Source organism: Methylophilales bacterium MBRSF5 (assembly GCA_001044335.1).
Taxonomy (GTDB): domain Bacteria; phylum Pseudomonadota; class Gammaproteobacteria; order Burkholderiales; family Methylophilaceae; genus BACL14.
The window spans coordinates 1,088,492-1,106,847 of the sequence record CP011001.1 but is presented as its reverse complement, the minus strand read 5'-3'; the positions used below and the strand labels follow the sequence as shown (position 1 = coordinate 1,106,847).

General features: G+C 34.8%; 18 protein-coding genes and 1 tRNA gene. 15 read left to right on the top strand and 4 right to left on the bottom strand.

Annotation, left to right across the window (positions count from 1 at the left end):
* Positions 1 to 3 precede the first annotated feature (3 nt).
* Positions 4 to 1,008 carry a UGMP family protein gene (locus tag UZ34_05930; GenBank protein ID AKO64886.1) on the bottom strand — a complete coding sequence of 335 codons (1,005 nt, stop codon included), beginning with the start codon at positions 1,006 to 1,008 and terminating at the stop codon, positions 4 to 6.
* Positions 1,009 to 1,089: 81 nt separating this feature from the next.
* On the opposite strand from UZ34_05930, the gene UZ34_05925 reads away from it, so the two are divergent.
* The 6 genes from UZ34_05925 (at position 1,090) to UZ34_05900 (ending at position 6,263) form a co-directional block, all read left to right on the top strand.
* Entirely contained in the window at positions 1,090 to 1,302 is a 213-nt protein-coding gene (locus tag UZ34_05925; protein ID AKO64885.1) for a 30S ribosomal protein S21, read from the top strand.
* Between the two features lie 10 nt (positions 1,303 to 1,312).
* Positions 1,313 to 1,756, top strand: coding sequence for a glutamyl-tRNA amidotransferase (locus UZ34_05920; protein AKO64884.1), 444 nt, complete (start codon positions 1,313 to 1,315; stop codon positions 1,754 to 1,756).
* 42 nt (positions 1,757 to 1,798) lie between these two features.
* Entirely contained in the window at positions 1,799 to 3,535 is a 1,737-nt protein-coding gene (locus UZ34_05915; GenBank protein ID AKO64883.1) for a DNA primase, read from the top strand.
* 190 nt (positions 3,536 to 3,725) lie between these two features.
* Entirely contained in the window at positions 3,726 to 5,609 is a 1,884-nt protein-coding gene (locus UZ34_05910) for an RNA polymerase sigma factor RpoD (GenBank protein ID AKO65183.1), read from the top strand.
* An 8-nt stretch (positions 5,610 to 5,617) separates the two neighbouring features.
* A tRNA-Met gene (locus tag UZ34_05905) sits at positions 5,618 to 5,694 on the top strand.
* A 140-nt stretch (positions 5,695 to 5,834) separates the two neighbouring features.
* The gene (locus UZ34_05900; GenBank protein ID AKO64882.1) at positions 5,835 to 6,263 is read left to right on the top strand and encodes a hypothetical protein; all 429 of its coding nucleotides are present in this window, start codon (positions 5,835 to 5,837) and stop codon (positions 6,261 to 6,263) included.
* A 33-nt stretch (positions 6,264 to 6,296) separates the two neighbouring features.
* Here UZ34_05900 and UZ34_05895 read toward each other — a convergent pair whose 3' ends face one another.
* The 3 genes from UZ34_05895 to UZ34_05885 are packed head-to-tail and all read right to left on the bottom strand — an operon-like array spanning position 6,297 to position 9,138.
* Positions 6,297 to 7,505 (bottom strand): hypothetical protein, encoded by a 1,209-nt coding sequence (locus UZ34_05895; protein AKO64881.1) that lies wholly within the window; start codon positions 7,503 to 7,505, stop codon positions 6,297 to 6,299.
* Between the two features lie 20 nt (positions 7,506 to 7,525).
* Positions 7,526 to 8,155, bottom strand: coding sequence for a hypothetical protein (locus UZ34_05890; protein ID AKO64880.1), 630 nt, complete (start codon positions 8,153 to 8,155; stop codon positions 7,526 to 7,528).
* Positions 8,155 to 9,138 carry a hypothetical protein gene (locus UZ34_05885; protein ID AKO64879.1) on the bottom strand — a complete coding sequence of 328 codons (984 nt, stop codon included), beginning with the start codon at positions 9,136 to 9,138 and terminating at the stop codon, positions 8,155 to 8,157. The genes UZ34_05890 and UZ34_05885 overlap by 1 nt, the downstream gene beginning before the upstream one ends.
* Positions 9,139 to 9,326: 188 nt before the next feature.
* Here UZ34_05885 and UZ34_05880 point away from each other — a divergent pair, with 188 nt between their 5' ends.
* From UZ34_05880 to UZ34_05840, 9 genes are all read left to right on the top strand, one after another.
* The gene (locus UZ34_05880) at positions 9,327 to 9,605 is read left to right on the top strand and encodes a hypothetical protein (GenBank protein ID AKO64878.1); all 279 of its coding nucleotides are present in this window, start codon (positions 9,327 to 9,329) and stop codon (positions 9,603 to 9,605) included.
* Positions 9,602 to 9,928, top strand: coding sequence for a hypothetical protein (locus UZ34_05875; GenBank protein ID AKO64877.1), 327 nt, complete (start codon positions 9,602 to 9,604; stop codon positions 9,926 to 9,928). The genes UZ34_05880 and UZ34_05875 overlap by 4 nt, the downstream gene beginning before the upstream one ends.
* Positions 9,925 to 10,215, top strand: coding sequence for a hypothetical protein (locus UZ34_05870; protein AKO64876.1), 291 nt, complete (start codon positions 9,925 to 9,927; stop codon positions 10,213 to 10,215). The genes UZ34_05875 and UZ34_05870 overlap by 4 nt, the downstream gene beginning before the upstream one ends.
* On the top strand, positions 10,212 to 10,394 hold the full coding sequence (locus tag UZ34_05865; GenBank protein ID AKO64875.1) for a hypothetical protein: 183 nt from the start codon (positions 10,212 to 10,214) through the stop codon (positions 10,392 to 10,394). The genes UZ34_05870 and UZ34_05865 overlap by 4 nt, the downstream gene beginning before the upstream one ends.
* Positions 10,381 to 11,310 carry a hypothetical protein gene (locus tag UZ34_05860; protein ID AKO64874.1) on the top strand — a complete coding sequence of 310 codons (930 nt, stop codon included), beginning with the start codon at positions 10,381 to 10,383 and terminating at the stop codon, positions 11,308 to 11,310. Before UZ34_05865 ends, UZ34_05860 begins: the two co-directional genes overlap by 14 nt.
* Positions 11,311 to 11,413: 103 nt before the next feature.
* The gene (locus UZ34_05855) at positions 11,414 to 12,220 is read left to right on the top strand and encodes a hypothetical protein (GenBank protein ID AKO64873.1); all 807 of its coding nucleotides are present in this window, start codon (positions 11,414 to 11,416) and stop codon (positions 12,218 to 12,220) included.
* Positions 12,221 to 12,237: 17 nt separating this feature from the next.
* Entirely contained in the window at positions 12,238 to 15,006 is a 2,769-nt protein-coding gene (locus UZ34_05850) for a lactate dehydrogenase (protein AKO64872.1), read from the top strand.
* Complete coding sequence (locus tag UZ34_05845) at positions 15,003 to 17,081, top strand: DEAD/DEAH box helicase (protein AKO64871.1); 2,079 nt, start codon at positions 15,003 to 15,005, stop codon at positions 17,079 to 17,081. Before UZ34_05850 ends, UZ34_05845 begins: the two co-directional genes overlap by 4 nt.
* Complete coding sequence (locus tag UZ34_05840) at positions 17,074 to 18,267, top strand: hypothetical protein (GenBank protein ID AKO64870.1); 1,194 nt, start codon at positions 17,074 to 17,076, stop codon at positions 18,265 to 18,267. Before UZ34_05845 ends, UZ34_05840 begins: the two co-directional genes overlap by 8 nt.
* Positions 18,268 to 18,356: the final 89 nt, after the last annotated feature.

Below are 18,356 nucleotides of genomic sequence, written 5' to 3'. Positions count from 1 at the left end.
AGATTAAATTTCTGTAAGTCTCCATTTAGGTTTGACAGAAAATTCATAATTTTTATTATGCGATAATTGATGCCTGAAGAATCCAGCAATAGCAATCATGGCTCCATTGTCAGTACAAAATTCTAGACTGGGGAAAAATAATTGAAAACTATGTTCTTCAGCAAGTGATTTTAACTTGTCTCGCAATTGTCTATTAGCCCCCACTCCGCCAGAAACAACTAAGCAACTCAAATTTTTTTCTTTAAGCGCTTTTAAACATTTCGTGGTGAGGACATCTGTGATGGACTCTTGAAATGCATAGGCAATATTCGCTTTTTTTATATCATCTAATGGCTGTTCTTTTTTGACCAGATTAAGGACCGCCGTTTTTAATCCACTAAAACTAAAATTGAGATCATCACTGCTAATCAATGGCTTTGGCAGTGAATAAAACGAAGAACCGGAAGTGGCTAGTTTTGATAATGCTGCGCCACCCGGGTATCCAAGACCAAGGAGTTGAGCACTTTTATCAAAGGCTTCCCCAGCTGCATCATCAAGCGTATCTCCAATAATTTCATAATCACCGAGTTCTCTCACGTGAATGAGTTGTGAATGCCCTCCAGAGACAAGCAATGCTAAAAAAGGAAATTCAGGTTGATTATTTTCTAAAAAGGGAGATAAAAGGTGTCCTTCAAGGTGATGAATAGGGATTGTTGGAATGTCTAAACTCATAGCCAAACTTTCTGAGACGCTGGCTCCTACTAAAAGAGCTCCTGAAAGCCCGGGACCTTTGGTATAAGCAATGGCATTAAGATCGGTAACGTCTTTGTTAGTTTTTTTGAATAATTCATCTAACAAAGGGAGTATGAATCGAATGTGATCGCGAGATGCCAGTTCTGGGACTACTCCACCGTATAAACGATGCAAATCAACTTGAGAATTTAAAACATGTCCGATTAGACCTGATTCTGAGTCATAAAGGGCCAAACCCGTTTCATCACAAGAGGATTCAATACCTAAGATTAACATTTTGACAATTTTTGTTGAAAAAAAATGATATTAGCATTAAAATAGCGAACCTTAAACGAACTATTAATAAAATAATTATTTATGACAACTATTAAAGTAAAAGAGAACGAACCATTTGACGTTGCATTAAGAAGATTTAAGCGTCTTGTTGAAAAAACAGGTCTTATGAATGATCTACGTGCTAAAGAATTTTACGAAAAACCTACATGGGAGCGTAAAAGAAAAGCAGCGGCTGCGGTAAAAAGACAATATAGACGTCTTCGCAACCAAATGTTACCTCCAAAAATGTACTAATCCCTCCGAGATGTCGATCCGACAATTAATCTCAGATGATATGAAAACCTTCATGCGAGCCAAAGATACGGCTCGACTTGGAGCTGTTCGCCTTCTTCAGGCCTCTATCAAACAAAAAGAAGTTGACGAGAGAATTGAATTAAATGATGACCAAATTCTAACTGTCATCCAAAAAATGCTTAAACAAAGAAAAGATTCAATCGAAGCTTATCAGCAAGCGAATAGACAAGATTTGATTGATCAAGAACAATTAGAGATTGAAGTACTAACCAAATACATGCCAGAACCATTATCGGATGAAGAGATAAATCAATTCATTGAAGAAGCAATAGCGACAACTGGAGCTGCTGATATGAAAGATATGGGTAAAGTTGTGGGCGTACTCAAATCAAAAGTAGCTGGCCGTGCCGATATGGGTGAAGTGTCAAAATTAGTCAGACAAAAACTCTCATAAATCACTTATAAAAATTGAAATAATTTCAGTTATCATTATGTGATGATCCCGGAGTCCTTTATTCAAGAAATCTTAAATCGAATTGACGTTGTCGATGTTGTTGATCAAAGAGTAAAACTAAAAAAAGCTGGCGCAAACTATGTTGCATGCTGCCCCTTTCATCAAGAAAAATCTCCCTCTTTCACAGTAAGCCCCTCCAAGCAGTTTTATCATTGCTTCGGATGTGGCGCCCATGGATCGGCCATTAGTTTTTTGATGGAGTATGACGGATTAACATTTATTGAATCTGTTCAATCTATTGCAAATCAGCTTGGGTTAGCCGTGCCAAATGATCAATCTAATGTAAAGAAAGATAAAGCAGATGATTTTAAGTTAGAAGAAATTCTAAAGAGAGCTAATCAACATTTTAAAAAAAATCTGCGCTCTTCAGAATTAGCAATTAATTATTTAAAAAAAAGAGGATTAACTGGAGCTGTTGCCCGTGAATTTCAGATTGGATATGCGAGTGATGATTGGCAAGGATTAAAAAAAGAATTTGAAAACTATGAAGAGCCAAAATTACAAACCGCCGGATTAGTTCAAAAAAACGATTCTGGGAAAATATATGATCGATTTAGAAATAGAATTATCTTTCCAATTATCAATGCTAAAGGCAATATTATTGGATTTGGTGGCAGGGTAATAAACAAGGAGGATCAACCCAAATATTACAATTCACCAGAAACCCCATTATTCAAAAAAAGTTACGAAGTATATGGCCTCCCTCAAGCTAAAAAAGGCATTCGAGAAGATAACAATATTTTAATCGTAGAAGGATACATGGATGTCATATCCTTATATCAACATGGCATTCAAAATGCAGTTGCAACTTTAGGTACTGCAACAACCATTTATCATTTAAAAAAATTAATTCGCTACTCAAAAAAAATTACTTTTTGCTTTGACGGAGACCATGCTGGTAAAGAAGCTGCTTGGAAAGCACTAAATACTGCAGTTGAAATTTTAGAAGATGATTACGAATTTTATTTCTTATTTTTGCCCGAAGGTGAAGATCCAGATACATTTATAACAAAAAACTCAATTCAAGATTTCAAAAAATACATCGATCAAGCTACCCCCTTAACTGAATTCATTGTTAAAAGATTAACTGAAAAGAATGATCTAACTAGCCAGGAAAATAAGATTAAATTTATAAACAATTTTGAACCAATTTATAAAAAAATAAATTCTAATAAATATAAAATATTTCTGATTAAAAGAATTGCAGACTTAATTCACTTTTCACAGAGAGAAATTGAAAAGATGATGAGGATTGAGTCCACTGGCAATTATACTGCTCCACAACAAATCAAATATTCGCCATCGGCTAAGAATTCATTAACAGCGAAGCGTAAATATATTCTTATATTAGTGATGAAACCAGAATTATTTGATAGTGATGATGAAGTATTTTTTCAGAGTAATTTAGTTGAGGATGAGCTGTTTAAACAAATTAAAAAGTTATTTGAAGAGAATGATTCAAATATCAGAAATACTGCTAGCTTACTTCATTCTTTAGCAAATAAAGTTGATGAAGATATATTGAGTGAATTACAAAAACAGATGATGGACTATTCTGAAAATATTGATTTGCTTGAAGAGTTTAAGGGCATTCAAAACTCTTTTATTCATCAATTAAATAAGACTCAACAATCTCAGCAATTTGCAGTACTTAAAAATAAAAAATTAAGTGAATTAAGTAATGAGGAAAAAGAATTTCTTAAAAATTATAAGAAATAATTACATTCAAAAATTGACCCAAGTTATACCAAAAATATTGATGAAAAAGACCGAATTTGTTATCATGTCGGGTCGTTCTATTAATTAATTAAGGCATTCATGCATGGGAAGACCAAGAAAAAATCCTGAAGAAAAAGTTACTCCTAAAAGAACGAGAAAACCTCGTGTCAAAAAACTAAAAGATTTATATCTGGATGAGGCTTCCAATCCAAAAGAAGCTGAAAATAGAAGAAACCAGTTAAAAGCGTTAATCATTTTAGGTAAAGAGCGCGGTTACCTGACACATGCTGAGATTAATGACCACCTTCCTGATGAGATATCTGAAACTGATCAAGTTGACGAAATTATTTCTATCATCCATGACATGGGTATTCGAACCTATGACGAAGCTCCAGATGCAGAGAATTTATTAATGGATGATGCGCCTGCTCCTGTTACTGACGAAGAGGCAGCAGAAGAAGCAGAACAAGCACTAGCTACTGTTGATTCAGAGTTTGGAAGAACGACAGACCCTGTGCGAATGTATATGCGTGAAATGGGTAAGGTGGGCTTGCTTGATAAAAAAGAAGAAATTGAAATTGCGAAAAGAATTGAAGATGGTTTAAAGCATATGGTTCAAGCCATTTCTGCATGCCCAGGTATTATTGATGATCTGATGCAAATGGGCGACAAAGTAAAGGCTGGAGAATTATCAGTGGATGAATTTGTTGATGGTTTAATTGATCTAGAAGCTGAGAAGGAGCTAAATGAGGCTCTTGGCATGAATGATGAAGAGTCATCAAATGATGAAGATAGTGATGACGATGATTCATCATCTTCTGATAATGGCAAAGGCATGTCTTCAGAAGATTTGAAAGTGTTAACAGAGGAAGTTCTGAAAAGATTTAAAAAAATCAAATCGGCGCATAAAAAGTTAGCCTTATTGCGTGAAAAAAATAAATGGATTGATGACCCAGAATATAAGAAACACCAGGATGTTATACAAAAAGAATTACTTAATTTTAGATTTTCAGCAAAGCTTGTTGAAGTCTTGTGTGACAAAGTCAGACAGTTCATTGTACAGATTCGCTCACATGAGCGCACCATCATGGATTTTTGTGTAAATCAAGCTAAGATGCCTCGAACCCAATTCATCAAATCATTCCCTGGAAATGAAACCAGTAATAAATGGTTAAAAGTAGAGATGAAGGAAGATAAACCTTACATTGCTAATCTAGAAAAATTAAAACATTCAATTTTAGACCAACAGGCGCAATTAAAAGAATTAGAAGACTTCTCTGGTATCCCTATTAAAAATTTCAAAGAGATTAACCGCCAAATGACGAGAGGGGAATCTCGAGCAAGACGTGCAAAAAGAGAAATGATTGAAGCTAACTTACGTTTAGTGATTTCAATAGCTAAGAAATATACCAATCGTGGCTTGCAATTTTTAGATCTTATCCAAGAAGGAAATATTGGTTTAATGAAAGCAGTCGATAAATTTGAGTATCGAAGAGGTTACAAATTTTCAACCTATGCGACATGGTGGATTCGTCAGGCGATCACTCGATCTATTGCCGATCAGGCAAGAACTATCCGTATCCCAGTGCATATGATTGAGACCATCAATAAGATGAATCGAATTTCAAGACAGATTTTACAAGCAACAGGCCAAGAACCAGAGCCAGCAGTCTTGGCTGAGAAAATGGAAATGCCTGAAGATAAAATCAGAAAAATTCTAAAAATATCTAAGGAGCCAATTTCAATGGAGACTCCAATCGGTGATGATGAGGATTCTCACTTAGGCGATTTTATTGAAGATCTTGGTACATTGACTCCAGATGATGCTGCAGTTTATTCAAGTCTTCGAAATGTGACCAATGACATTCTTGAAGGGCTTACTCCAAGAGAAGCTAAAGTATTGAGAATGAGGTTTGGTATTGAAATGAATACAGACCATACGTTAGAAGAAGTTGGAAAGCAGTTCGATGTTACTCGTGAAAGAATCCGTCAGATTGAAGCTAAAGCTTTAAGAAAGCTTAGACACCCAACAAGGTCTGATCGATTAAAAAGCTTTCTTGAAGGAAAAGATTAATCTAAATAGGGCCTATAGCTCAGTTGGTTAGAGCAGAGGACTCATAATCCTTTGGTCCCTGGTTCGAGTCCAGGTGGGCCCACCAATAAAAACAAGGCTTACAGATCACGTAAGCTTTTTTTATTTCTACTTTATTAAATTAAGACAACATATAGACAACATCATCATCTTTATTTTATTTAACTAATCCTTTACCGTTGGAATAATGTATTTGATTGATAATTTATGAAGCTTATTATTTTTATTTGCTTATTACTACCTTCCTATGTCTTTGCTGACTGTGGATTTATAAAAAGTGATTCAGATTTAAGATCTAGCTGCCTTAGTGAATGTAGTCATTTAGATAGATCTAATGAAAATTTTGATTCTTTAGGTGAAAGAATTGATGCGGGAATACCCTATAGTAATTGTGCACGAAAATATATTACAGAATATCTTAAAGATGTTGAGCTTCCTGCCTACGAGGATGAAAAAAAACAGAAAGCTAAAATTGAAAAAGAAAAAAAAGCAAATGAAGCAAAGATGAAAAAGGCTTTGAAGATCAGAGAAAAATGTGCAAAGAAGGTAAAAGACTATAAAAATGAATACGCTGCTGAAGAAGCATTAGGCACTTGTTTGCAATTAAAGGGCTATTACGAATTAATGTATGAATAAAATATATATGATCATAGGATAAATCATCACTTATTACTTAGGCTTCACTATTTTGTAATTAAACGTTTTCACTAATTTATCATCAACATAAATATTGACAATCATAGGGCCTGATGGATCTTTTTGAGGATCTAATCCCCATCCGTTAAATATTGTCCCTGTATTATCTGTTGTGATTGTTCTTGATGCTCTTCGACCATTCATATCAATTTTCACTGACTCATCACCACTATCCCACTCAGTTGGTTTAGAGAGAATTGTTTCTTCTCGGTAAGTAATAAATTTGGCACCTTTCTTATAATAATCAATACGCCAAAAATGGCTGACTCCATCTCGTAGTGGAACGTCATTGTTATAAAAGAACGCAAACTTCTCATTTTGATCTATTGTTGAATAACCTTGAAATGAATCATAGACTTGAAATTCCTCATCGAACTTATCTGTTCCAGTAGGATACTTCTCTAATTGATCGAGGAACATTTGTTCAGTACAGGATGGAAAAACATAAGTTGAGTTTTTCTTTAAAATCTTTTCTTCATACCAAGTGACTGAATCCATCAACTCAAAACTTCTTATTTGTAATTCATTTAGAAGAAAACTCTTTGGAGCAGCAATTTTTCTTGAGACAACCTCTTGCCAATACTTCGATTCAAATGCTGGAGAAACAAACAAACCTGCTTTGAGCTTTGTTTTATCTTCTAAATAACGCATGGTCCATGCAGGTATAGATTTGATAGCGTCAATAAGGTCTTCCGAGGTCCCCATTTTTCTTAAAAAGTCCTCATCACTTTGCCTTCTTGTGGGAATGAACCGTTGCATCTCATCATAACTTCGATAGCTGAAATCAGAATGGGATCTATGAATCCCAACATGACCTAATGCCATTCGACAGGACCCTGATACTAAAATAAATACACAGGCGCTCTCACAGATATCATTTTCATTTACCTTGGTAGCAATATGATGCTGCCGAATATAATGCCCCATGTTCTTTGCTTCGTATATTGAGCCACCAATTGAGTTTAGATAAATTGAATCTTCTTTTAGGCGATAGTTGTTTTGATTGATCTCATTTAATGCGTTCTGCAATATTTCTGCATCACCAGTAACGATCTCATTTGTAACAGTGATAGTGACATACTGACGACCGGCATAATCTTTCTCATCTAGCTTTTCATAAATGACATCTGCATATAGAGCATAGGAAAATAAAAAAAGGATAAAACTAAACCAGAATTTCATCCTTTAATCATAAACCGAAATTAACGCATTGTGACTTTATATTGATCTTTAATTTCTAAAGCTTTGGTTCTCATTTCACACAACTCCATCGCATACTGACGAGCTGCAATGTACCCTTCTAAACTAAATTGATCATCTGGAATATCAAAGTTTCCATGATGTGGATCTTGATTGCTAACATTGACACTAATTTTTCTTCCAGCTTCGAGTGTAGGCAGGAAAGTATATTTTGGGAAGTAGTTAGTAAACAACATCACATTTAATGGATTTGGTATTTCAAAATATTCATTACTACCGATTAAATGCGTCACAGCTAAATTAGGAATGGCAAATTGAAATTCAAAATTATCATCAGGCCCTAGTTCAAATAAAACTTTTTTACTTTCCATCCTTTTTAATTGATTAATGTCTTTAGTAGACGACCAAGAAACATAAATATTATCAGCTTTACAATCACCAACTGTTTTTAAAAAACCAAACTCATGACCCCACACAGCTGTTCCATGGGTGCTGTATTTGATGTATTTAGAATCATCAGGGTAGGTGGCGACCAACCAATCTTTATGTTTGAATACTTCTTCAGCATTCAGATAGCCTAATACTGAACATAAAAAAACTACTGCAGAAAGTCTATATATTAATTGCATCATTAAAACCTCACTATTTGATTAGATTGAAGATCAGCCACACAGCCACCTAAGTTTTCATAACCGCAAGTACTTTTAAGCCAGGCATCCATATTGACGATGTCGTGGTTATCAATAATTCCTTGTTCAACAAACTCTGAAAATGTGAGCAAGGCATCATGGTTATCTGCATGTTTTGCAAGATACAAAAGAATGATGGAATCTGCTGAGTCGTAACCTAAGGTTTTATCTTTATTAATCAGACTAGCCATTCTGACCATGGCTTCCCCGTCATGTTGTATGGCTGCTTTTAAATAAGAATCGAAAGCTTGTTGATTAGATTGCTCAGTACCCCAACCCATCTCATACATCTTACCGACCATAAACTGTGAGCCTACAAGACCAAATTGAGCCGCCTTTTTATACCATTGGAATGAAGTCATAAGGTCTTTCTCAGTCCCCTCACCGACAAGTTTCATCTCACCAATGTTATGCATGGCTTTTGGATACCCCTCGATGGCCGATGTCATCATGAATTGAAAAGCTAATTCTTTATTCACAGGCTGGTTAAAGAAGCCATTGTAATGGACCATGCCTAGATTAAAATTCGCTTGTGGATCATCCATAGCTGCTGCGTAAGTGAGGAAGAAGTATTCTAGCTCAGGGGATTCTTTCAGTTGAGCGAATAGGGAGTTGGCGTATAATGCTGCTCCATCTTTTTTAGTTAATCCATCTTGAGGTTTGCACACCATCTTTGGATTGGCTTTATCAAAGTAGGGACCATTAAAATCAATAAAGCAGATGTTATGACCGACTTGATAGTTTTCAAAAGATTGGCTGAGATAATCGTCCACTGCCACTCCATCAATCTCATCACAATGCCGATAACCATGCTCATCAATGTAAAAATGTTTATTACACACATTGACTTCTGCTTCAGCATAACTGTATCCAATCAGAAAACAGAAACCAACAGCAATTAAAAGAAAACCATTCTTCAATTCCATCACAATATTCCTTCATTCTATTTAATGGTGGCTATCCTCTTGCCGCTGGATAGCCTTAGCGGAAGAGGATCATTAGGAACGAAAGGAGAGATACCTCTTAGTAAAGGAGATGATGTTTAATGAAATCGTCAGGACATTTTGATAATTAATGCAACTTTATTTTTCTTTTGATAGACTAAGAATTAAATATGAAAGGTTATCTTTCAATTCTGTGTTTCATTGTCTCACCTGTGTTTGCAGGAGGTAACCCGCTAGCCGAAGGTTACTATCAGAGAACCAACCCTTTAGCCGATGGCTACATTCAAGATGTTAATCCCCTTGCCGATGGTTATATTCAAAGAACGAATCCATTAGCCGACGGTTATGTACAAGATGTGAATCCATTAGCTGATGGTTATATTCAAGACACTAATCCACTGGCGGATGGATATGTACAAGATAAATCTTTATTTGGATTTGATGAATGAAAAAACTAAATGCATTCTGTTTAAAAATCTTACAGTTCTTTGAAAGTCGATCGATTTTATTTTATATCTTTTGGTTGAGTTTCTTCACAGGTGAAATTTTCTTTCAGATGTTAAAAAGGATAAAAGGCTGTAGCCCATTCTTTAATGAAAATAAATTAATTGGCTATGGTTTTGATCATTATCAAGTTGTTGCTTGTGATCCAATCGAGAAAGGCTTTGTCGAAGTTTGTATGTTGGTATGTCTATTTACTGTTATTGCTTATTTTATTTGGTATGTATTTAAATGTTTTAGATTTATATATAGATTAGGATTTCAACGATGAAAAAACTTATGTTAGTACTAGCAATCATTTCTTTTTCAGCATTTGCTGGAGTCACTTCTTGGGAGGACAGTCCATACAACTGGGAAAATTCAGAACACAATTGGGATAACTCTTCGAATAACTGGGAGAACAGTCCTAACAATTGGGAGAATAATCCTAACAACTGGAATAGTGATCGTGTTATTCGTGATAACGATGGTAATGCGACTGGATATGCTGTACCTAACTCAAATGGAGTCACCAATATTTATGATTTAGATGGTAATCGTGAAGGATATGTGAGGTGAGTAAAGATAAGGAATTAGGTTTATGCCCATTAGATGAACTGCTTCCTTATACGATGCATATGATGGAAACTATGTGGTCTTACGATGAGGAAAAACAAAAGAAAGTAATCAAGCTAGAAGATGAAAGAATGGCAAGGTTACTAAAGAAGAAACTTCAAGATGACTATGCAAGCATTTGACATCATCGGTGACATTCACGGCCAAGCCTTAGAATTACAAAAACTTCTGCTCAAATTAGGCTATCAAGAAACTAATGGTATTTATCAACACCCTGAACGAAAAGTTATTTTCTTAGGAGACTTTATTGATCGCGGAAACTATCAAAGACGAGTCATTGATATTGTGCGACCCATGATTGACGATGGACATGCTTTAGCGGTTATGGGGAACCATGAATACAATGCCATATCGTTTGCGACCGAAGATCCCAACGGTGGTTTTTTAAGAAAACATAGTGATAAAAACCTTAAGCAGCACCAAGCATTCCTAGATGCTTATGCATCAGATACAGATGAGTATTTAGAGTTACTTAGTTGGTTTAAAACATTACCGTTATGGATTGATTTAGGAAACTTAAGAATCATTCATGCATGCTGGGACCCAGATCTTATTCAAACGGTAATAGATAACTATCAGCAACCTTATCTGACGGATGAGTTTTTATTTCTATCAGCATATAAAGAGAATTGGGAATATCAAGCCATTGAAACATTATTAAAAGGCAAAGAAATATCATTACCTAGTGGAAAGTCATTTTTAGATAAAGAAGGTAATGAGCGAACAGAGATCAGAATTAAATGGTGGATGCAGGAAGCAACCACTTATCGTGATATGTTCTTAGGTCCTGAAGATGCTATTCCTACGATTCCTGATGAGCCTGTCACAGATGATTGTTTAATTAATTATGATGTGACACAGCCTCCAGTATTTATGGGACATTATTGGATGAATGGCGAACCTAAAACTCTGGCTTCAAACATTGCCTGCGTCGATTGGAGTGTGGCTCGAGTTCATGGCAAGTTAGTGGCGTATTCTTGGATGGGTGAAAATGAATTGAATAATAATCACTTTGCATTTGTAGAGCGAGAAGAATAATACCTACCCAGGGGGATAAGACCTCTTTTTTTAGTATGAATTAGAGCTTAAAAATATCTCATAGAAATTATCAAAATCAGCCTGATTTAAATATAATCAAGATATGGTGAGCTTAAAAAGAAATAGTAAACTCGAGTTAGTTGAGGCAACTGGAAGGCGAAGTCGAGAAACCTCTATCTATAAACCTGGGCAAACAGAAGACTTTAAAATCAGTCGTGGTAAGTTTTCAACCTTCATCACATGCCCGCGATGTTTTTATTTAGATCGAGTGGTTGGTTTAGCAGAGCCAGGATTACCCGGATGGACTTTAAATGAAACCACTGACTTACTCCTTAAAAAAGAATTTGATCAATGTCGTGAACAACAAATCCCACATCGTTTATTTTCACAATATGGATTAGACCATGTAGTTCCTTTTCAACATGAGTCCATGGATGATTGGCGTGACTCATTACGTAAAGGTTTAATGTGGCGTTATAAAGATTCCAATATTATTCTCTCAGGTGGTGTGGATGATATTTGGTTTGATACAAACAAAGAAGAATTAATTTTAGTGGACTATAAATCTCAAGCCAGCAACAATCCAGTTGAAACAGAATCCTATTTAAATTCTCCTTATCATGAGGGTTATAAAATCCAGATGGATTTCTATAATTACTTGCTTACCAATATGGGTTTTAAAACATCAGATACATCCTACTTCTTAGTTGTAAATGCTAATAGAAATGCTGATGGTTTTATGGGTAAAATGGAATTTAGTGAAACATTAATACCTTATCAACATGATATTTCATGGATCGATGAGCAAGTGCAATTAATGATTGAATGTATGAATGGTAATGAATTGCCACACAGTCATATTAGTTGTGAAAATTGTGCGTATGCAAATCAAAGAAATAAATATGAATAATATAGGAATTTTGACAATTGAATGCCGTTGAAATTGAAGAGGCATTATCAGAACTAGCAAAACAACCATTTGATGCTGAAGAGTTCCCTTTTGATTTTTTAAAGGCATTTGGTAATAAAGACACCACAATAAAAATGCTTAGAAGTTCTAAAAGCTCTTCAAATATCTCTGATATACCTGGTGGAGTTCTTCAGCGAAATAATATTCATATATCTGTTTGTCCCGAAGGAGATGCTGACAATTATTTGTCTAAGTTAAAAGAAAGTGCATCTTCAGCTAAAGGAAAAGTAAAAATTATTTTAGCTACGGATGGTATAGATTTTGTAGCAGAAAATATTGTATCGGGAGAAACAGTTGCGTCGGAATTTAAAAACTTCCCCCATCATTTTGGTTTTTTCCTTACTTTAGCTGGAATTTCAACTACCAAAGAAATTCGTAATAATCCAGTTGATATTCAAGCAACAGGACGCTTAAACCGTTTGTATGTTGAACTATTAAAAGAAAATCAAGAATGGGATACCGCAGAACGCAGGCATGATCTTAACCAATTTATGTCGCGTTTAATTTTCTGTTTTTTCGCAGAAGATACTGGTATTTTTCCATCAAAAGATTTGTTCACAAACACTATTGATCAGATGAGTGATAACAATTCTGGAAATGTTGATTTTGTTATTTCTAAAATATTTCACGCGATGGATGTTAAGTATGAAGATAGAGTTAAGGAAGCATTACCCAATTGGACGCATGATTTTCCTTACGTTAATGGGGGGCTTTTTTCAGGAAATAGAGATGTTCCAAAGTTTAGTCGTATCGCTCGATCCTATTTGATCCATGCAGGTAATTTGAACTGGAAAACGATTAATCCAGATATATTTGGCTCTATGATTCAGGCTATTTCTGATGATGAAGAGCGAGGTCTTGTGGGTATGCATTACACAAGTGTTCCCAATATTCTTAAATTACTCAACCCATTATTTCTTGATGATTTAAATCAGGCTCTTCAGGAGGCTGGTGATAATCAACGAAAACTCATTAATTTAAAAAAGCGTATTTCTAGAATACGAATTTTTGATCCAGCTTGTGGTTCAGGAAACTTTTTAGTAATTGCTTATAAAGAAATGCGTAAAATTGAATCAGTAATAAATGATTTGAGAGGAGAGTCACATTTAAGATCTGAAATACCTTTAAGTAATTTTAGAGGTATTGAGTTAAGAGAATTTGCAACAGAGATCGCACGTTTAGCTTTAATAATTGCTGAGTATCAATGTGATGAACTTTACAGAGGTCAAAAAGATGCATTAGCAGATTTTCTGCCATTAGATTCTGAAAATTGGATTGTGCATGGAAATGCTTTAAGAACAGACTGGTTAAGTGTGTGCCCACCAACCAAGCAAGTTGCCGAGGATTTTTCCAATGATCTTTTTCAGGAGCCTAAGAGTCAACCATTTATTGATTTTAGGAATGAGGGAGGAGAAACATATATCTGTGGAAATCCGCCTTTTAAAGGTAACGCAGATATGGATAAATCTCAAAAGCTTGATATGAAGGATTGCTTATCAAGTTTTTTTCCAAACTGGAGATCGTTAGATTATATTTGTGCTTGGTTTTATTTAGCACATATATATTGTCATAAATCAAATTCAAGTTATGCTTTTGTGTCGACAAACTCAATCTGTCAGGGTCAAAATATTGATAACTTTTGGGCTGAAATTCGCAGATTGGATGTACCTATTAATTTTGCTGTTTTATCTTTTCAGTGGAATAATCTAGCCTCAAATAATGCAGGAGTTACAGTTGTAATTATTGGGTGCGCTAAATCCAATACAAAACAAAATTGTTATCTTTATGATTCAGGACTTAAAAGAGAAGTTAATCAAATTAATGCATATTTAATTGCTGGACCAAATGTATACGTAAAAAGAGCATCTGAAACTATAAGCCCAATAAGTGAAATGATTAAAGGTAACTATTATGGTTTGTCTGAGGGTCTACTTATGGAAAAAGATGGCTTGAAAGAGGCTGTTGATAATGGTGTCTCACTTAACAATATTAAGATATTTAAAGGCTCAAGTGAGTTGATAAAGGGTATGCATCGATATTGTTTATGGATTCCTGATGAAAAAGCTTTATTAAAATATTCTGATAATAATTTTGTTCAAGAAAGAATTAAATCTGTTTATAACGCTAGAATTAACTCGCCTGATCAAATGGCTAAAAAAATGGCAGACACCCCATATAGGTTTAGAGAAATGAGAGAATGCAACACACATACAATCGCTATTCCAGTAGTGTCATCAGAAAATCGTGAATATCTTCCTGTCTTTCTGGAAGAAAATGGAACTGTTTTTTCACATGCTGTATTTGCTCTTTATGATGCACCACTATGGAATTTTGCTCTTATTGCATCTAGAGTTCATATTGTATGGATTTCTACAGTTTGTGGCAGACTAAGATCAGACTTTCGTTATTCAAACACAATTGGATGGAATAATTTTCCAGTTCCTAATTTAACAGAAAAAAATAAAATAGATCTAATACGTTGCACTGAAGATATCCTCATAGCTCGTGAAAAACATTTTCCTGCATCTGTTGCAGAACTTTATAAGCCAGATAATATGCCTGAAAATTTACTTCAAGCACATAAAAAAAATGATGAAATAATAGAAAGAATCTACATTGGACGTAAATTTAAAAACGATACAGAGCGATTAGAAAAGCTCTTTGAACTTTATGTAAAATTAACTTCTACACCTAGTAATTCAGTTACCAAAGGAAACTTATCTTGAATAAAAAAATTAGCATTCCATCAGTATCTGTAAGTTACGAATCTACTGGTAAGTCAAAAACATCAAATGAAATGGGCATGCGTCAGATGCAAGAGCGCGCCTATGAAAAGAGAGGTGAACAGTATTTGTTAATAAAATCACCTCCTGCTTCTGGAAAAAGTCGCGCATTAATGTTCATAGCACTTGATAAAATAACAAATCAAGGTCTGCAACAAGCAATTATTGTGGTTCCAGAAAAATCTATTGGAAAAAGTTTTGATAGCACAAATCTCAGTGAATATGGATTTTGGTCAGATTGGGAAGTAAAACCTAAATGGAATCTTTGTAATTCACCTGGTGAGGATGGAGGCACGATCAAATCAGTAAATGCCTTTTTAAATAGCAATGATTCGAACCTAGTTTGTACGCATTCAACCTTTCGCGGTGCAGTCGAAAAATTTGGCATTAGTGCATTTGATAATCGATTAATTGCAATAGATGAATTTCATCATGTAAGTGCTAATCCAGACAATGTCCTTGGAAACCAATTAGCTGAGCTTCTCGAACGAAACAAAGTTCACATTGTTGCAATGACTGGCTCATACTTTCGAGGTGATGCAGATGCAGTTATGATTCCTGATGATGAGGCTAAATTTGAAACAGTTACATATACATACTATGAACAGTTAAGTGGTTATGAATATCTCAAAGAATTAAATATAGGTTATTTCTTTTATAACGGCCCATATGTTGATGATATTCTTAAGGTCCTTGATCTGAATGAAAAAACAATTATTCATATCCCCAACGTTAATTCAAAAGAAAGCACTAAAGATAAAATTAAAGAAGTTGCTCACATAATTGAAGAGATAGGTGATTGGCAGGGTATCGATCCTAAAACCGGTTTTCATTTGATAAAGCTTACTGATGGCCATGTCTTAAAACTTGCTGATTTGGTTGATGACGATCCTATAAAACGCCAAAAAGTTCAGGCAAGTTTAAGATCAATTGAGATGGAAAATAATAAAGATTATGTTGATATTATTATTGCACTCGGTATGGCAAAAGAAGGATTTGATTGGATTTGGTGCGAACATGCACTCACGGTGGGGTATCGTGCCAGTTTAACAGAGGTTGTTCAAATAATTGGCAGAGCTACTCGCGATGCACCTGGTAAAGATCGTACTCGTTTTACAAATTTAATAGCTGAACCGGATGCCTCTCAAGAGAATGTTGCCGATGCGGTAAATGACACATTAAAAGCTATTGCTGCAAGCCTACTTATGGAGCAAGTTCTAGCACCTAAATTTGATTTTTCACCAAAAACAATTAACAGTGGCCCCTTAAATGGATTTGATTATGGAGAGGGAGGATATAATCCTGATCAGCCTAACGTAGGGATTAATAAAGAAACAGGCAGAATACAGATAGAAATTGATGGATTAGCAGAGCCTAAAAGTAATGAGGCTCAACGTATTTGTAAAGAAGATATAGAGGAGCTGATTACTGCTTTTGCTCAGGATAAACGCACTATTGAAAGAGGTATTTTTGATGAAGAGATTATATCAGAAGAGATAACTCAAATAGCAATGGGAAAAATAGTCGGTGAGAAATACCCCAGATTAGATGATCATGATAAAGAAGCTGTTCGTCAACATGCAATTGCTGCAATTAATATGACTCAACAGGTTAAAAAGATAATTAATGAAAAAGGATCATTCGCAGCAGAAGCTGAAAATCAAGATGAACCTCGAGCTAATACTGCATTTATTGACAGTGTGCGTAAATTTGTTATGGATGTTACTAATTTAGATGTTGATTTCATAGATAGCATTAATCCTTTTGGTCAAGCTTATTCAATTTTGTCTAAATCAATGAGTGAAGATAGTCTTAGAAAATTAAGTAATATTATTTCGAGCAAGAAAGTAAAATTAACCGTGGAAGAGGCTAAGGAGCTAGCATTAAGAGCACTTAAGTTTAAAAGAGAGAGAGGACGGTTGCCAGATATTACATCAAATGATCCATGGGAAGTTAGAATTGCTGAAGGTATGAATGCATACGCTATGATGGTGGCTGAGGCAAAACAAAATGGCTAAGTTTACTAAAGAAGATGATAGGCTCATAGCTGAGTTAGGGATTGAAGTTGAGGTTAAAAAGAAATCAACATTAACATCTAAAGAAGAAAAGATTATTGAAGGCTTTGAAAAAATCCAAAAGTTTGTTGAAGATAAAGGAAGAGAGCCGTCATTTGATCATGAAAAAGATATCTTTGAGCGTATTTTTGCTATTAGATTGGAACAAATTCGACATCTTCCAGAAGATATTATTGATTTATTAAAACAATACGATCAACAAGAGCTCCTAAATGACAAATTGATTGAAAATAATTCTTCAACTGATGATTTAGACGATGATTTATTACTTGAGGAGCTTGGTTTCAATGAGCAAAGTGATTCTGATATTACTAATCTTCGCCACATCAAACCAAGATCAAGTAAAACTCCACCAAAAGAAATAGGCCAAAGAATACCTTGTAAAGATTTTTATATTTTTGAGCCTTTATTCAAAAAAGTACAAAGTGATATTGAATCTGGATTAAGAAAGCTTATCCCCTATCGTAGGGACGGAAATGTTGAGAAAGGAGATTTTTTTATTCTTTCTGGCCAGAAAGTTTATGTTGCTGATATAGGAGAGAAATTCATTGGTGTTGATGGAAGAAATGAACATAGACTTAGAGTAATCTTTGATAATGGTGTTGAGAGCAATCAATTGATGCACTCTCTAAAAAAGCGTTTATATGAGGATGAAAATGGTCGCCGTATCACTGATGTTAATATTGGGCCATTGTTTGATGATCAACCAAAAGAGGATGATGTTCAAAGTGGAGTGATTTATGTTTGTCGGAGCAAATCAGACCATCCTATGATCAAAGCAAATCAAAATAATATTCATAAAATTGGTGTAACAGGGCGAGATGCTAAACAGAGAGTGTCTGGAGCTGAAAATGACCCTACTTTTCTATTTGCAAAGGCTGAGCTAGTTGCTACCTATGAATTATTTAACATTGAACGAAAAAAACTTGAACAATTACTTCATAGTATTTTCGCATCTGCAAGAATTAAAATAGAAATTCCAGATAGATTTAACAAACCCTATCATCCGCAAGAGTGGTTCTTAGTCCCGCTTGAAACTATTGAAGAAGCTATAGAAAAAATTAAACAAGGTACAATTCTGAACTATAGGTTTAATTTATCTTCTGGTGCTCTCGAAGAGTATCAATAAAACAGCAGTAAAGTTTTTTTTCATAGTAAGTTAATAAGATAAATCTTGTAATCTGACATAGATGAATTATTAAATAGGTATTAAACTAT

Bases quoted from the DNA above. Each gene is read 5' to 3' on its own strand.
- UZ34_05880 (AKO64878.1), top strand. From the start codon at position 9,327: ATGAAAGGTTATCTTTCAATTCTGTGTTTCATTGTCTCACCTGTGTTT.
- UZ34_05925 (AKO64885.1), top strand. From the start codon at position 1,090: ATGACAACTATTAAAGTAAAAGAGAACGAACCATTTGACGTTGCATTA.
- UZ34_05885 (AKO64879.1), bottom strand. From the start codon at position 9,138: ATGGAATTGAAGAATGGTTTTCTTTTAATTGCTGTTGGTTTCTGTTTT.
- UZ34_05895 (AKO64881.1), bottom strand. From the start codon at position 7,505: ATGAAATTCTGGTTTAGTTTTATCCTTTTTTTATTTTCCTATGCTCTA.
- UZ34_05920 (AKO64884.1), top strand. From the start codon at position 1,313: ATGTCGATCCGACAATTAATCTCAGATGATATGAAAACCTTCATGCGA.
- UZ34_05875 (AKO64877.1), top strand. From the start codon at position 9,602: ATGAAAAAACTAAATGCATTCTGTTTAAAAATCTTACAGTTCTTTGAA.
- UZ34_05930 (AKO64886.1), bottom strand. From the start codon at position 1,008: ATGTTAATCTTAGGTATTGAATCCTCTTGTGATGAAACGGGTTTGGCC.
- UZ34_05860 (AKO64874.1), top strand. From the start codon at position 10,381: ATGCAAGCATTTGACATCATCGGTGACATTCACGGCCAAGCCTTAGAA.
- UZ34_05855 (AKO64873.1), top strand. From the start codon at position 11,414: ATGGTGAGCTTAAAAAGAAATAGTAAACTCGAGTTAGTTGAGGCAACT.
- UZ34_05915 (AKO64883.1), top strand. From the start codon at position 1,799: ATGATCCCGGAGTCCTTTATTCAAGAAATCTTAAATCGAATTGACGTT.
- UZ34_05890 (AKO64880.1), bottom strand. From the start codon at position 8,155: ATGATGCAATTAATATATAGACTTTCTGCAGTAGTTTTTTTATGTTCA.
- UZ34_05870 (AKO64876.1), top strand. From the start codon at position 9,925: ATGAAAAAACTTATGTTAGTACTAGCAATCATTTCTTTTTCAGCATTT.
- UZ34_05840 (AKO64870.1), top strand. From the start codon at position 17,074: ATGGCTAAGTTTACTAAAGAAGATGATAGGCTCATAGCTGAGTTAGGG.
- UZ34_05900 (AKO64882.1), top strand. From the start codon at position 5,835: ATGAAGCTTATTATTTTTATTTGCTTATTACTACCTTCCTATGTCTTT.